Source organism: Streptomyces sp. NPDC055013, from assembly GCF_053608645.1.
This window is the reverse complement of record NZ_JBSGVW010000057.1, coordinates 1-15,090: the sequence shown is the minus strand read 5'-3', so window position 1 is coordinate 15,090 and position 15,090 is coordinate 1. Positions and strand designations below refer to the sequence as shown.

The 15,090-nt window shown below is 71.3% G+C and carries 13 protein-coding genes; 5 read left to right on the top strand and 8 right to left on the bottom strand.

The features are described 5' to 3' along the window. Positions 1-60: 60 nt before the first annotated feature. Positions 61-831 (bottom strand): phytanoyl-CoA dioxygenase family protein, encoded by a 771-nt coding sequence (locus ACWGDB_RS39785; RefSeq protein ID WP_453826939.1) that lies wholly within the window; start codon positions 829-831, stop codon positions 61-63. 136 nt (positions 832-967) lie between these two features. On the opposite strand from ACWGDB_RS39785, the gene ACWGDB_RS39780 reads away from it, so the two are divergent. Next, positions 968-1,864: a class I SAM-dependent methyltransferase gene (locus tag ACWGDB_RS39780; protein WP_453826938.1), complete on the top strand. Its 897-nt coding sequence runs from the start codon at positions 968-970 to the stop codon at positions 1,862-1,864. Between the two features lie 153 nt (positions 1,865-2,017). Next, positions 2,018-2,719 (top strand): SDR family oxidoreductase, encoded by a 702-nt coding sequence (locus ACWGDB_RS39775; protein ID WP_453826937.1) that lies wholly within the window; start codon positions 2,018-2,020, stop codon positions 2,717-2,719. 27 nt (positions 2,720-2,746) lie between these two features. Here the strand turns inward: ACWGDB_RS39775 and ACWGDB_RS39770 are convergent, their stop codons facing one another. Beyond that, on the bottom strand, positions 2,747-3,430 hold the full coding sequence (locus ACWGDB_RS39770; protein ID WP_453826936.1) for a glycoside hydrolase family 75 protein: 684 nt from the start codon (positions 3,428-3,430) through the stop codon (positions 2,747-2,749). Between the two features lie 122 nt (positions 3,431-3,552). On the opposite strand from ACWGDB_RS39770, the gene ACWGDB_RS39765 reads away from it, so the two are divergent. Further along, on the top strand, positions 3,553-4,164 hold the full coding sequence (locus ACWGDB_RS39765) for a hypothetical protein (protein ID WP_453826935.1): 612 nt from the start codon (positions 3,553-3,555) through the stop codon (positions 4,162-4,164). Between the two features lie 84 nt (positions 4,165-4,248). Here ACWGDB_RS39765 and ACWGDB_RS39760 read toward each other — a convergent pair whose 3' ends face one another. The 3 genes from ACWGDB_RS39760 to ACWGDB_RS39750 form a co-directional block, all read right to left on the bottom strand. After that, the gene (locus ACWGDB_RS39760; RefSeq protein WP_453826934.1) at positions 4,249-5,082 is read right to left on the bottom strand and encodes an aldo/keto reductase; all 834 of its coding nucleotides are present in this window, start codon (positions 5,080-5,082) and stop codon (positions 4,249-4,251) included. A gap of 95 nt (positions 5,083-5,177) precedes the next feature. Then, entirely contained in the window at positions 5,178-7,004 is a 1,827-nt protein-coding gene (locus ACWGDB_RS39755) for an AMP-dependent synthetase/ligase (protein ID WP_453826933.1), read from the bottom strand. Positions 7,005-7,253: 249 nt separating this feature from the next. After that, on the bottom strand, positions 7,254-8,765 hold the full coding sequence (locus tag ACWGDB_RS39750; protein WP_453826932.1) for an MFS transporter: 1,512 nt from the start codon (positions 8,763-8,765) through the stop codon (positions 7,254-7,256). Between the two features lie 118 nt (positions 8,766-8,883). On the opposite strand from ACWGDB_RS39750, the gene ACWGDB_RS39745 reads away from it, so the two are divergent. Continuing rightward, a complete protein-coding gene (locus tag ACWGDB_RS39745) occupies positions 8,884-9,855 on the top strand; it encodes an Lrp/AsnC family transcriptional regulator (protein ID WP_453826959.1) in 972 nt (323 codons plus the stop codon). Positions 9,856-9,868: 13 nt separating this feature from the next. Here the strand turns inward: ACWGDB_RS39745 and ACWGDB_RS39740 are convergent, their stop codons facing one another. Beyond that, complete coding sequence (locus tag ACWGDB_RS39740; protein WP_453826931.1) at positions 9,869-10,732, bottom strand: LysR substrate-binding domain-containing protein; 864 nt, start codon at positions 10,730-10,732, stop codon at positions 9,869-9,871. Between the two features lie 192 nt (positions 10,733-10,924). Here ACWGDB_RS39740 and ACWGDB_RS39735 point away from each other — a divergent pair, with 192 nt between their 5' ends. Beyond that, positions 10,925-11,965 (top strand): bile acid:sodium symporter family protein, encoded by a 1,041-nt coding sequence (locus ACWGDB_RS39735; protein ID WP_453826930.1) that lies wholly within the window; start codon positions 10,925-10,927, stop codon positions 11,963-11,965. Here ACWGDB_RS39735 and ACWGDB_RS39730 read toward each other — a convergent pair. Together ACWGDB_RS39730 and ACWGDB_RS39725 are read right to left on the bottom strand one after the other, a co-directional pair. Further along, entirely contained in the window at positions 11,901-13,136 is a 1,236-nt protein-coding gene (locus ACWGDB_RS39730; protein WP_453826929.1) for a DUF4185 domain-containing protein, read from the bottom strand. The genes ACWGDB_RS39735 and ACWGDB_RS39730 overlap by 65 nt on opposite strands. 19 nt (positions 13,137-13,155) lie before the next feature. Next, entirely contained in the window at positions 13,156-15,039 is a 1,884-nt protein-coding gene (locus ACWGDB_RS39725; protein ID WP_453826928.1) for an exo-alpha-sialidase, read from the bottom strand. Positions 15,040-15,090: the final 51 nt, after the last annotated feature.

Genomic DNA, 15,090 nt, shown 5'->3' with positions numbered 1-15,090 from the left:
CGGAGCCGCATATGTGCAGCCCCGCGCCCCTGACGGGGCGCGGTGGTCGCCGGGGGCCGGTCAGGTCTCCTGGGCCAGGCCCCGGCGGATCGCGAACTCCACCGCCGAGTAGTTCCCGTCGGCCCGGTCCAGGTCCAGCGGCACCGCCGGATGCAGGGGTGGCTGCGCCATGAAGCGTGGGCGCGTGCCGTGGTTCGGCTGGGCGGCGTGGACCAGGAAGGGGTGGCAGAGGTAGACGTCGCCGGGGCGGCCGGTGGCGTGGGCGAGCGGGCGGTGCGCGGAGGCTTCGGCGACCTTCGGGCCGAGTTCCAGGAAGGACGCGCCGGCCTCGCCGTACGGCGCCAGCACCGGAGGTACGTCGAGATGCGAGCCGACCCGGATCCGGGTCGGGGCGTTGTCCTCGGTGACCTCGCTGAACAGGAACAGCAGGAGCAGCGCACGGCCCTTCGAGTGCACGTTCGTATGCGGGTGCTCGGCGCCGTCGGGCACGTAGCTGCCCTCGATGTGCCAGCCCGCGTCGTCCGGTTCCTCCGCGTGCGGGAACCGCAGCGGGAAGCTGCCCAGCGAGTAGCGCGACTGCCAGCGATCCTCACCCACCAGCACGTCGAAGGCCTCGTGCAGGGCGGGGGTGTTGACGGCGGCCGCGAACGGGCCCTGCGCCATGTCGTACACCCAGTGCACGGGGTCCTTCCAGGTGGTCGGGTCCTGAGGGTCGTACCCCGTCTCCCGCCACAGCAGCCGCTCACAGTGCTCGGCGACGCGCGGCGGGAAGGCGCCTGCGATCCTCACGAACCCGTCCTCGAGGAAGCGCTCCACCATCTCGTCGTCCATCCGGCCATCGTGGGCGACCCGCCATGCGGGCCGCATCCTATTTTTGCGCGCTGTTGTTGCCGTTCCGGCAACGACAGTGGCCCCGCGGCGGTGCGTCGGCGCACGCTGGCCTCATCCGAGGGAGAGGCTGACGAACATGGCGCACAACCACCACGCAGACCGGCACGCCGATCACCACCACCACGACCACACCGACGTCGACTGGGCCGAGATGGGCCCGGAGCTGGAGGCGCAGGCGGAGCTGTTCACGCCCCTCTACGAGCACACCATGGCCTGGCTGGCCAAGCGGCAGACCGAACCGGGGCTGATCGTCGACGCCGGCAGTGGCCCCGGCGTCATCGCCTGTCTGCTCGCCGACACCTTCCCCGGCGCCCGGGTCGTCGCCGTCGACGCTTCCGAGCCGCTCCTGGAGCGCGCCGGCGCGCGGGCCGGGAGGCTCGGTGTCGCCGACCGTTTCGGCACCCTCGCCGGCGAACTCCCGGACGTGCTGGACGACTTGGACTATCCCGCCGATCTGCTGTGGGTCGGCCGCACCCTGCATCATCTCGGCGACCAGCGCGCCGCCCTCGCCGCGTTCGCCGCCCGCCTCACCCTCGGCGGCACGCTGGCGCTGCAGGAGGGCGGCCTGTCGGCCCGGTTCCTGCCGCGCGACGTCGGCTTCGGGCGCCCCGGGCTGCAGGCGCGCCTCGACGTGCTGGAGGAGGAGTGGTTCGCCGCGATGCGCGCGGACCTGCCCGGCACGGTCGTGGAGACCGAGGACTGGCCCGCCCTGCTCGCCGCGGCCGGCCTCCGGCCCAGCGGCACCCGCACCTTCCTCCTCGACCTGCCCGCCCCGACCACGGACCGCGCCCGCGCCTACGTCGTCGCCACCCTGACCCGCACCCGCGACGGCATCGGCGACCACCTCGACGCCGACGACCGCGCGACCCTCGACCGGCTCCTCGACCCGGACGACAAGGCGAGCGTGTATCACCGACCGGACCTGTTCCTGCTGGCGGCGCAGACGGTCTACACGGCCGTACGGACGAAGTGACGTCGGCCGGCGCCTGCCGCTCGCTCCCCTCCGCGGTGCCTTGACTTCGAGAGCTCTCCAAGTGATGGACTCCCCTTCGTCCGTACGAGACACAGAACGACACACAGAGCGACACACAGAGCGACACACGGAACGACACACAGGGGGATCACCATGACGGACTCACCCGTCGCGCTCATCACCGGCGGCGGCAGCGGTATCGGCGCCGCGGTCGCACGGCAGCTCCTGGCGGCCGGGTACCGGGTCACCGTCACCGGCCGGGGCGAGGCGCGGCTCCGTGGCTTCGCGGAGGGGCTCGGGGATCCGGACGGTTTGCTGACGGTCGTCGGGAACGCGGCCGACTACGGCGTCGTCCAGGCGGCCGTCGAGACCACGCTCAAGGCGTTCGGCCGACTGGACACCGTCGTCGCCAACGCCGGTTTCGCGACCCATGACTCGGTCGCCGAGGGTGACCCGGCCGGCTGGACCGAGATGGTGCTGACCAACGTCCTCGGCCCGGCCCTGCTGATCCGCGCGTCCGTCGACGCCCTCAAGGAGACCCGCGGCCGGATCGTCCTCGTCGGCAGCGTCGCCGGGTTCGTGCCCGGGCCGGGGAACATCTACGGGGCGACGAAGTGGGCGGTGACCGGGCTCGCCGAGAACACCCGGCGGCAGGTCACCGACTGGGGCATCGGCGTGACCCACATCGCCCCGGGCCGGGTGGAGACACCCTTCTGGGACGCCCACGGCAGTCTGCCGCCCGGGCATCTGCTGACCGCCGACCAGATCGCCGACTCGGTGGTGTGGGCCGTCCGGCAGCCCGACGGTGTGGACGTCAACACCGTCGTCGTACGGCCGCTCGGACAGCCCAACTGACCTGATCCCCGGATCGGTCACCCGGAATCAGCTGCCCCCGACGAACTCCTTCGCCAGCTTCTCGCCCAGCGTGGCCGCCGCGCTGTGGTTCTCGATGGGCGAGACCTGCGAGTTCCTGAAGAGGATGTACGTCACGCCGGAGGCGGCCCCGCCGGCGGCCGGGTCGGGGTCGATGCCGAGGGCCTCGGCGGCGGCGTAGGAGGCCTCGCCGATGATCTGCTGCGGGCCGGTGTCGCCGACCACGGCGTACAGGACCTGGTCGTCGTGGACGACCGCCGCCACGCCGCCGCCCTTGATGCCGGCGGCGCGGTAGTCCCAGGTGACGCTGGGACTCGGGACGACGACGTACGGCAGTGTGTCGGACCGCAGGGGCTTGCCGTCGGACTGGTGGAACGCCGTGTCCGGGAGGAACCAGGGGTCGGTGGTCTCGTTGCAGTTGTCGGTGCGCTGGCCGTCGCAGTCGATGTCCATGTCGGCCGTCCAGAACACGGCACCCTTCGTGCCGCAGACGGGGATGGAGGCCGCGGTCGCCTGGTCGGTGCGGTACCTGCCGTTGGAGATCTGCGAGCAGGACGTCACCTTCGCGAGCAGGTCGGCCGCGCTCACGGCGGCTTCCTCGGGGTCCGCCGGCCGGGCGTCCGCGGGGAGCGCCGCGGTGGCCAGCAGCGCGGCTCCGGCGGCCGCTGCGAGGGTCAGTCTTCGGGTGCGCACGGTGGAGGGGGCCCTTCCGTCGGGAGAGTTTCCTTACTGATGGCTGATTGCGACGCCATGCCCCCAGTAGAAGACTGGACCTAGCGAAAAGTTCGCATATGCCCGGATGTCCGGGAGGTGTCATGTTCGTACGCGCTGTCTACACGACCGGTGATCCCGCGAAGATCGACATGGCCATCAGAGCGATGAACACAGAGGGGCGCGATCTGCTGGAGGACCGTCCGGGCTACCGGGGAGCGAGTGTCTTCGTGGACCGGGTCCTCGGGAAACTGCTCGCAGCGAGCTGGTGGGAGTCGGAGCAGGCCCGTGCCAACAGCGACGAGGTGCTGCGCGAGCGGCGGTCGGCGATGCTGGAGCCGTTCGCGGGGACCCTGGCGGTCGAGAACTACGAGGCGCTGGTCTTCCATCAGGTCCGGCAGCCACAGGCGGGCGGCGGACTGCGGCTCACCAGGCTGGAGTTCGACCCGATGGACACGGACCTGCTCGCCGACACGTTCCGGGCGACGGTGGTGTCCAAGCTGGAGACGCTCCCCGGGCTCGCCAGGGCGTCCCTGATGGTCGACCGGGAGCGCGGGCGCGGGATCGCCGGAGCGATCTTCGTCGACCAGACGTCCCTGGCGGCGTCCCGAGCCGGTCAGGCGGGGGCCCGGCACGAGGGCGCGGCCAAGGCGCATGCGTCCGTGATCGGGCTGGAGGAGTTCGAGGTGGTCCACACCGACGTGCGCGGTGACTGAAGTCGGTGACCGGGGTGACACGTACGCGTCCGCCCGCCGCTCATACAGCTGAGCGGCGGGCGGAGTGCCGTACGGAAACGGACGTCAGGCGTCGAACGTCGCCGGGTCCGGGCCGATGCGCCGGTCCTCGTTCAGCGCGCTGATCGCCGCGAGGTCCTCGTCGTCCAGGCTGAAGTCGAAGACCCCGATGTTCTCCTTGATCCGCGACGGCGTCACGGACTTCGGGATCACGACGTTGCCGAGCTGCAGGTGCCAGCGCAGCACGACCTGCGCCGGGGTGCGGTCGTGCTTCTGCGCGATGGCGACGATCGCCGGAACCTCCAGCAGACCCTTGCCCTGGCCGAGCGGCGACCAGGCCTCGGTGGCGATGCCCTGCTCGGCGTGGAACTCGCGGGAGGCGTGCTGCTGCAGATGCGGGTGCAGCTCGATCTGGTTGACCGCGGGGACGACCGACGTCTCGTCGATCAGCCGCCGAAGGTGCTCCGGAAGGAAGTTGGAGACACCGATCGCGCGGACGCGACCGTCGGCGTGGAGCTTCTCGAACGCCTTGTAGGTGTCGACGTAGGTGTCCCGGGCCGGCAGCGGCCAGTGGATGAGGTACAGGTCGACGTGGTCCAGGCCGAGCTTCTCCAGTGACACGTCGAAGGCGCGCAGCGTGGCGTCGTAACCCTGGTCGCCGTTCCAGAGCTTGGTGGTGACGAAGATGTCCTCGCGGGGGACGCCGGAGGCGGCGATGGCCTTGCCGGTGCCCTCCTCATTGCCGTAGATCGCCGCTGTGTCGATGCTGCGGTACCCGGCCTCCAGCGCCGTCGCGACCGCCTGCTCGGCCTCGTCGTCCGGCACCTGCCAGACGCCGAAGCCCAGCTGGGGCATCTCGACGCCGTTATTGAGGATGATCGGGGGGACCTTGCTGCTCACGAGCTCTTGATCCTTACGGTTGTCGTCAGGTGGTACTCACCATCGTCAACGATCACGGGCGCCCATGCATTCCGGACCGGAGAAAAAGGCGGGACTCACGCCTGGTACAACGCGTCGACCTCGCCCGAGTACGCGTTCTCGATCGCCTTGCGCTTCAACTTCAGCGACGGCGTGAGCAGTCCGTGCTCCTCGGTGAACGGCTGGGCGAGGATCCGGAACGTGCGGATCGACTCGGCCTGCGAGACAAGGGTGTTGGCGGCGACGACCGCGCGCCGCACCTCGGTCTCCAGGTCGGCGTCGCGGACCAGTTGGGCCGGGGTCATCTGGGGTTTGTCGCGCATCATCAGCCAGTGCTCGACGGCCTCCTGGTCGAGGGTGACCAGGGCCGCGATGTACGGGCGGTCGTTGCCGACGACGATGCACTGGGAGACCAGCGGGTGGTCGCGGACGCGCTCCTCCAGCACACCCGGCGAGACACTCTTGCCGCCGGACGTGACCAGGATCTCCTTCTTGCGGCCGGTGATGGTGAGGTAGCCGTCCTCGTCGAGGGACCCCAGGTCACCGGTGGCCAGCCAGCCGTCGTGCAGGGCCTCGTCGGTCGCCTTCTGGTTGTTGAGGTAGCCCTGGAAGACGTTGCCGCCGTGCAGCCAGACCTCGCCGTCGTCCGCGATGTGCACGGTCGTGCCCGGGATGGGCTGCCCGACGGTGCCGTAGCGGGTGCGATAGGGCGGGTTGGCGGTCGCGGCCGCCGTGGACTCGGTGAGGCCGTACCCCTCGTAGACGTGGACGCCGGCGCCCGCGAAGAACAGGCCGAGCCGTCGGTCCATCGCCGAGCCGCCGGTCATCGCCTGCTTGATCCGGCCGCCCATCGCGGCCCGCATCTTGGAGTAGACGAGCTTGTCGAAGAGCTGGTGCTGCATGCGCAGACCGGCCGACGGGCCGGGGCCGATGCCCCACGCCTTGGCCTCCACGGCGTCCGCGTACTTCACGGCCACCTCGACGGCCTTCTCGAAGGGGCCCGACTTGCCTTCCTTCTCGGCCTTGCGCCGGGAGGCGTTGAAGACCTTCTCGAAGATGTACGGCACGGCGAGGAAGAACGTCGGCTTGAAGGCGGCGAGGTCCGGCAGCAGGGCGGCCGCGTTCATCTGCGGCTGGTGGCCGAAGCGGACCTTGCCGCGGATCGCGGCGACCTGCACCATCCGCCCGAAGACGTGCGCGAGCGGCAGGAACAGCAAGGTCGCCGCCTCGTCGCCCTTCTTGGAGTGGAAGACCGGCTCCCAGCGCTCGATGACCGTGTCCGTCTCGTACATGAAGTTGCCGTGCGAGATCACACAGCCCTTGGGGCGGCCCGTGGTGCCCGAGGTGTAGATGATCGTCGCGATCGAGTCCGGCGTGACGGCCTGCCGGTGGCGGTGGACCACCTCGTCGTCGAGGTGGGCGCCGGCGTCGTACAGCTCCTGCACGGCGCCCGAGTCCAGCTGCCACAGCTGGTGCAGCCGCGGCAGCCGGTCGATGACCGTGGCGATCGTCATCGCATGGTCCTCGTGCTCCACGATCGCCGCCGACACCTCGGCGTCGTACAGCGTCCAGAAGCACTGCTCGGCCGAGGAGGTCGGGTAGATCGGAACCACCTGGGCGCCGATCGTCCACAGGGCGAAGTCGAAGAGCGTCCACTCGTACCGGGTACGGGACATGATCGCGACCCGGTCGCCGAACCGGATGCCGCGGGCGAGAAGGCCCTTGGCGAGGGCGAGCACTTCGTCCCGGAACTCGGCGGCGGTGACGTCCCGCCAGTTCTCGTGGTCGTCCTTGCGCCCGAGGGCGACATGGAGCGGGTCCTCCTGGGCATGCTGGAAGACGACGTCGGCCAGGCCGCCCACCGGCGGTGCCAACGCCAACGGAGGGTTGGTGAACTCGCGCAAACCCCGCTCCCCGCTCCGAATGGCCTCGGCTGACGCTCCGCGCAGCGCCGTGAAAGCTACCCCACCCGCGTTTCGGACGGGAGGGGGCCGGAAATCGCCGGGCGCTCGGGTATGCACTGGTCAGCGTCGGAAAATGCGCTCACATGGGGAAGGGTCGGACAGAAAACTGACGGTTGAGTAAGTTTCGGACCCGTAATCTCCACCGAATCTGTACGACCCGATTACCCGGTACGGGCCCTGTTGATCATGTCATCCCGTGCGTGCCGTCGTCTCCTCCGTCCCTGCCTGTGTCAGCGCGCGAGGGGCCGCAGGTGTCACCGTGGTCTTCGTCACGGGCGGCCTCCTGACCAGCGCGAGTACCAGCACTCCGGCCACGGCCGCCGTCGATCCCGCCACCACCGCGACCGCGTCGAGCCCGCCTGCGAACGCGGCGCGCAGCACGCCCTCCCCGAAGACGTCCCGCAGCGCACCGGCACCGCCGCCCGCGAGGGCGTGGGCCGCGTCCGCGGGCAGCGTGTCCTGCATCCGCGACGTCAGCACCGTGCCGAACAGGGCGATGCCCAGCGCATACCCCAGCTGCCGGAAGGTGTTCATCGCACCGCCCGCCATACCGGCCCGCTCCGGCGGTACGGCGGCCAGCGCGGCACCTGCGATACCCGGCGACACCAGCCCCGTACCGGCACCCACCAGCACCAGCCCCGGTATCAGGGCGCTCGCCGTCGACCCCGCGTCCAGCACCGCCATGCAGTACTGGCCCGCGCCGATGAGCAGCAGCCCGCCGCCGATGGTGAGCCGCGCCGGCACCCCGTGCAGCAGCCGACCGCCTGCCGCCGCGACCACGAACGACGCCAGCGACAGCCACAGGAAGACGGCCCCGCCGCGCACCGCGCTCATCCCGAGCAGGGTCTGCAACCAGATCGAGGTGTACGCCATGGCACCGAACGCCGCCGCGTTGAAGGCGAGCGCGCCCGCCATCACCCCCGAGAACGCCGGCCGCAGGAACAGCCGCGGATCCAGCAGCGGATCGGCGACCCGCCGCTCCACCACGAGAAAGCAGACCAGCGCCGACCCAGCCCCGGCGAACCACACCAGCGTCCCCGGCTCGCCCCACCCATGACTTCCGGCCCGCACGGCCCCGTACGTCAGGGCCCCGGCGAACGCCACGAACGTCACCGTGCCCGCCCAGTCGATACGACGACCGCGGGTACCCCGCGACTCCGGCACCACCCGCAGCGTCAGCCACACCGCGGCCACGCTCACCGGCAGATTGACGTAGAAGATCCACCGCCAGCCCGGCCCGTCGGTGAGCAGCCCGCCGGCGATCGGCCCCACCGCGGCAGCCGCCCCACTGACCGCGCCCCAGACGCCGAGCGCGACCGACCGCCGCCTGCCCTGGTACACACTGCCGAGCAGCGGCAGCGTCGTGGCGAACATGGCCGCGGCGCCGATGCCCTGCAGTCCCCGGGCGGCGACCAGCATCCCCGGACCGGTCGCGAGGCCGCACAGCAGTGACGCCGTCGCGAAGACGACGACACCCGCGACATGCACGCGCCGCCGTCCCAGCACGTCGGCCGCGGCCCCCACGCCCAGCAGCAGCGCGGCCAGGGCCAGCGCGTATCCGTCCATGACCCATTGCAGATCGCTCAGCGACGCATCCAGCGCCCGCGCCATGTCCGGCAGCGCGACGATCGCGATCGTCACGTCCAGCAACAACATGAACGTGCCCAGGCACACTGCCGTGAGCGGCCCCCAAGTACGCATGTCCTCATCCCCTTCTGCGTGCATTGCGTATGCCTCCGTACGATGAGAGGCGAGCGGCCGATCACCGCCCTGTGAGGTGCCCAGGCGCCGGAACCCGACAGGAGATGCTGCCGTGAAGATGGAATCCGACATCTTCGACGAGCTCGATCTGCAACTGCTCGACGCGCTGGAGGTGAACGCGCGGGCGTCGTTCGCCCGCCTTGGGGAGGTGCTCGGCGTCTCCGACCAGACCGTCGCCCGCCGCTACCGCCGCCTGTGCGCCGAGGGCGGCCTCCGGGTCGTCGCCGTGCGTGACGCCGTGCGCCTCGGCCAGGACCAGTGGACGCTCCGGCTGCGCTGTGTCCCGGACAGCGCCCAGGCCATCGCGGACGCCCTCGCCAAGCGGCCCGACACCAGCTGGATCGGCATCGCCTCCGGCGGCACCGAGGTCATTTTCGGCACCCGTCCGCGCAGCCCGGGCGACCGGGACGACCTCCTGCTCGGCAAGCTGCCGCGCACGCCGCGCGTCCTGGAGATCCGGGCCCACCAGCTCCTGCACCGCTTCTACGGCGGGCCGACGGGCTGGCTCAGCAAGTTCAGGATGCTCACCGACGACCAGAAGGCCGCGTTGCGCAACGGCCCCGTCGCCGCCGGACCGGCCCGCATCGACCCGGAGGACGAGCCTCTCGTCGCCGTGCTGGAGCGCGACGGACGTGCCGGCCACCCCGAACTCCAGCGCGCCACGGGCCGTTCGGAGTCCGCGGTCAAGCGCCGCCTCACCGCGCTGCTGGCGTCCGGGGCGGTGTACGTCGACGTGGAGTACAACTCCGAGACCATCGGCTTTCCGGTCGGCGCCGTCCTGTGGATCACCACCACTCCGGCGGCCCTGACCGCGGTGGGCGACGCGCTCGCCACCCACGACGAGATCGCCCACGCGGCGGCGACGGCGGGGCCGTGCAGCATCGTGGCCACGGCGGTGGTGCGGAACACGGCGGACCTGTACGCGTATCTGAGCGGGCCGCTCGGGCGGCTGGAAGGCGTACAGCACGTGGAGTCGTCGGTGTTCCTGCGGCGTGTGAAGCAGCTGACGTATCAGCGCCCGCCGCGCTGAATCGTCCCGCGCCCTAACGGCGGTGCAACCGGTCCCCGCCCGCCAGAAGCGCCCCCGCCAGCGCGTCCGCGGCCCCCTGCGCCGCCGTCCGGCGCCGGCCGTGCACCAGCACGAAGTCGACCCGTCCCAATTCGGGCAGCCCGGACCGGTCGGGCACCCGTACCAGGCCCGGCGGAATCAGGCCCCGGGAGTGCGCCATCACACCGAGCCCGGCCCGTGCCGCCGCGATCAGTCCGTTGAGGCTGCCGCTCGTGCACACGATCCGCCAGTCACGCCCCTGCCGCTCCAGCGCCTCCAGCGCGAGCGCCCGGGTGATGCCCGGTGGCGGATAGACGATCAGCGGCACCGGACGGTCCGGCTCCAGGCGCAGCCGCTCCGCGCCGATCCACACCAGCCGGTCGTGCCAGACCAGGTCGCCCCGTCGGTCCTCGGGCCGCCGCTTGGCGAGCACCAGGTCCAGCTTCCCGGCTTCCAGTTGCTCGTGCAGGGTGCCGGAGAGTTCGACCGTCAGTTCCAGGTCGACCTCGGGGTGGTCGTGGCGGAAGCCCTCCAGGATCTCCGGCAGCCGGGTCAGCACGAAGTCCTCGGACGCGCCGAAGCGGAGCCTGCCGCGCAGCCGGGTGCCGGTGAAGAACGCCGTCGCCTGCTCGTGCACCTCCAGGATCCGCCGGGCGAAGCCGAGCATCGCCTCGCCGTCCTCGGTCAGCTCCACGGAGTGCGTGTCCCGGGTGAACAGCGGCCGCCCGGTGACGTCCTCCAGGCGGCGCACGTGCTGGCTGACGGTGGACTGGCGCAGCCCGAGGCGGCGGGCGGCCTGAGTGAAGCTCAGGGTCTGCGCCACCGCGAGGAACGTGCGCAGCTGGGACGGGTCGTACATGACCCGAGCCTAGCGCGGGTTATCGCGGAACGTGATGACAGTCAGAGTGGTATGCCGGATTCCCGATCGCTGATCGCCGGAGGACGATGGAGAGGGCACGTCCGTGCCGGGAACCCGAAGTTCAGCGAAGCGACAGCCAGTACGACAGCGAAGTAGTGGAGCACAGTGAAACGCCTGCAATGGCCGCGTTGGATGCCGATCGACCCGTACATCCTGCTGCTGCTCGGGACCGTGGGCCTCGCGGCCCTGTTCCCGGCGCGGGGGACGGCCTCCGATGTGGCGTCCGGTGCCTCCACGGCCGCGATCGCCTTCCTGTTCTTCCTCTACGGCGCCCGCCTGTCCACACGTGAGGCGATGGACGGCCTGAAGCACTGGCGGCTCCATGTCACCGTCCTGGCCTGCACCTTCGTCGTCTTCCCGCTGCTGGGGCTGGCGGCGCGCGGACTTGTCCCGGTGTTGCTGACGCACCCCCTCTACCAGGGCCTGCTCTTCCTCACGCTCGTCCCGTCGACCATCCAGTCGTCGATCGCCTTCACCTCGATGGCCCGCGGCAACGTGCCCGCGGCGATCTGCGCGGGCTCCTTCTCCTCGCTGGTGGGCATCGTCATCACCCCGCTCCTCGCGGCGGCCGTGCTCGGCGGCAGCGGGGGCGGCTTCTCCGCCGACTCGGTGGTCAAGATCGTGCTGCAGCTGCTGGTGCCGTTCCTCGCCGGGCAGTTGCTGCGCCGCTGGATCGGCGGCTTCGTCACCCGGCACAAGAAGGTCCTCGGGCTCGTCGACCGCGGCTCGATCCTGCTGGTCGTCTACACCGCGTTCAGCGCGGGCATGGTCCAGGGCATCTGGCACCAGGTGAGCCCGATACGGCTGGGCGGGCTGCTCGCCGTCGAGGCGGTGCTGCTGGCCGTGATGCTGCTGCTGACCTGGTACGGCGCCAAGGCGCTGCGCTTCGACCGCGAGGACCGCATCGCGATCCAGTTCGCCGGCTCGAAGAAGTCCCTCGCCGCAGGGCTGCCCATGGCGAGCGTGCTGTTCGGCGCGCACGCCTCGCTGGCCGTCCTTCCGCTGATGCTGTTCCACCAGATGCAGCTGATGGTGTGCGCGGTCATCGCCAAGCGCCGGGCCCGCGACGCCGAGGCCCGCGAGGCCGAGGGCGCCGCCCCCGAGCCGGTCACCGCGTCTGCGCCACCCGCAGCGTCACGAACCTCGGTCGGTACAGGGACACGTTCCGGCTGAGCTGCGCCGCCGCGCCGCCCGTCTCCAGCCAGTTCACGTCGTAGCTCAGAACGAGGCGTCCGTCGTCGCTCAACTCGGGGTGCGTCTGCGGGTTGTAGGCGGCGACCTGGCCGCCCTGCGGCAGCGCCGGGCTGAAGTCCTTCGTCGGCCCGTGCCAGGGGCCGGCGGGGGAGCACGCCCAGTACGACGTGACGGTCGTCAGCCCTTTCGTGCCCGCGGCCATCGTGAACAGGACGTACGTGCCCCGCACCCGCACCACCGAGAAGGCACTCCCCACCCCCGTGCGCTGCCCGTCCCCGAGCACCTCACGCGGCCGGGCACCCGACGCGGCCCACTCGGATCCGTTCCAGTACCGCCAGGCACCCGGCTCGGCGAGCCTGCCTTCGGGCACGCGCGCCACGTAGGCGTTCGAGGCCGGCCGGGACGCGGCCTGTCCGTCGTCGCCGCCGAAGACGTACGTCCAGCCGTCCTCCTCGACCAGCGTCGTCCCGAACAGGACACGCCGGGAGGGATCCGGCACCAACTGCTGGTCGAGGACCTCCACCACCGACTCGACCCGCAGATCGGGCAGCGTGAGCGTGGCGACCTCGGTGGCGGTGGGCACGCCGAAGATCCAGGGCGGCTGCCCGGCCGCGCGCACCCACAGCAGCACCCGCAGCACCCGCTCCGACGAGCCGGGGGAGCGGGGCTCGACGCGGGCCGCGACCGGCCAGCGCCACTGGTTCGGCGCGGGGTCGGGGAAGAGCGGCGTGGCCAGCGTGCGCTCCAGGCGCCCGTCGCGCATGACGACCGCCGAGTTGCGCACCAGGGGAGCGGTCGCCTCCCGCCAGGTGTGGGACTCGCCGAACGGGTTGGGCGGCGAGTACACCTGGCCGAGGTAGGTGTCCGAGAACAGCCACAGCAGGCGGCCGTCCGGCAGCCGTACCGAGTGCGTGCCGTCGCCGCCGGTCCAGTCGTCGGTGCGGGACGGGTTGTCGCCGTACCGGGCGAACTCGCCGGTGAGCCCGTCGTCGGCGGACCAGGCCGCGACCGAGTGCGGGGCGCACGCGCCACCGCCCTCCCGTTCGCCGTCGTCCGGGAGGGCGGTGAGCAGCACGGCCGCGAGAACCAGGGCCAGCAGTATGCCGAGGCCGGTTCCCGTGCGCTGCCGTGCTCGTGTGTCGTCGGGCACGCCCGGGACGTTAGTGGCCTCAGCGCACTTGGTCCATGGGCAGCCACAGGACGGTGTCGGAAGTGGCCGAAGTCCTGCCGGTCGTGCGGGCCCGTGCCGCGGCGGTCAGCTCCGAGTCGCCGAGCGCCCGGTTCCACACGTGGACGTCGTCGATGGCGCCGGTGAGGAACGCCCTGCTGTCCATGCGCTGGCCGACATGCACGCCGAACGGCGAGTTGCGGCTGACCGAACCGGCCACGTCCGTGGTGCTGATGGCCCTGCCGTCGACGAACAACGTCAGCCGGCCGCCGCCCCGCCGCAGCGCGAGGTGGTGCCACTGGCCGTCGTTGTGGGCGTCCCCGGCCCACACGGACGCCGTGCGGACCGTCCCGAAGCCCTCCCGGGTGGTGATCAGGCCGCGCACCCGGTCGCTGTCCGGCTCGCCACGCAGCCAGATCTGGGGCTGGGTGCTGCCGATCCCGCCCATCCACAGGAACGGCTGTTCGCCGGAGGCCGCGGAGTAGCGGAAGAACAGCGAGACCGTGAACTCGCCGGTGCCGAGCGGGAGTCGGGACCGGTACGGCAGCCGTACGGCGTCGTTGTCGCCGTCGAACTCGAAGGCGTTGCCCAGCACACCGTCCGTCACCTCGGGGCCGCCGAGGACGCTCGCGCGGGGTGCGCCGGGGGCGAGGTCCACGGTGGTCGGATCGGCGCCGCGCCGCGGTCCCAGCCAGTCCTCGTTGAAGCGGGCGAAGCGGATCTCGTCGCGCGCGTCGACGGCCCCGCCCTCGTACATCAGGCCCACCGTGGACGCGTCCACGTCCACCATGTCGGAGTAGCCCGACCAGTCCTTGGTGACGACCTTGCCGCGGTCCGCGCTGTCCCAGGTGGCGCCGCCGTCGTACGAGGACCTGACCATCATGGTCCGCCGGCGGTCCGGGTCGCCGGGGGCGGACAGCAGCAGCCGGTTGCCCAGGCGGAGCGTGGCGCCCTGGACCTGGGGCGTGTAGAGGTCCGGAAGGTCGCGGAACGGGCCGGTGAAGGTGGTGCCGCCGTCCTGGCTGTACGTCTGGCTGCGATGGCCGAGATCGGTGCCGTCCTGTTCCCTGCCGCTGATCAGGATCGTGCCGTCCGCGCGCTCGGTGAGGGTCACCTCGGACGGCTTCTGCCGGTAGGTGCCGTCGGCCGCGGAGATGGGCCAGGAGTCGGTGGCGCCGACCTTCCAGGTGGTGCCGCCGTCGTCGCTGACGATGAGCGCGGCGTGGTTGGCGCTGACCCGACTGCCGTCCCAGGTCTCGGTGTTGACGCCGAAGACGAGACGGCCGGCGTGCTTGCCCTTGGTGAGCTGGATGCCGTGCACCGGGCCGGTGGCATACCAGGAGTTCCACTCCTTGGGCAGTATCTGGTCGCTCAGATCGCGCGGCGCCGACCAGGTCGCGCCGTCGTCGTCGCTGTACTGCAGATGAGGGGTGCGATCACACGGCACGGTGCAGCTGCCGCTGTCCGTGCGGCCCGTGTTGTACGTTTCCGCCAGCAGGATGCGGCCGGTTTCACGGTCCACGATCGGTGCCGGGTTGCCGTGCGTGTCGCCGGCGCCCTCGTTGACGACCTGGAGCGGCCCCCAGGTGCGGCCGCCGTCCGTCGACCGCTTGAGCACGATGTCGATGTCGGCGGCGTCGCCGCAGTTGAGCACGCGCCCTTCGGCGAACGCCAGCAGCGTGCCGTCCTTGGACTTCACGATCGCCGGAATGCGGAAGCAGGCGTACCCGGGATCCTGGGACGCCTTGAAGAGGACCTGCTGCTCGAACGACGGTGTCCTGGTGGCCGGTTGGGACTCGGCCGGACTTAACGTCGCGGCCGGGGGCGGGGTGGGGGAGGGCGCGGAAAGGGGGGCGCTGGGGCGGGGGGGGAGACTGGAGCGCAAGGTTCGGGCCGCCCCGTCCTACTGGGGTGCTTAGTGCAGGGGTGCCAAACA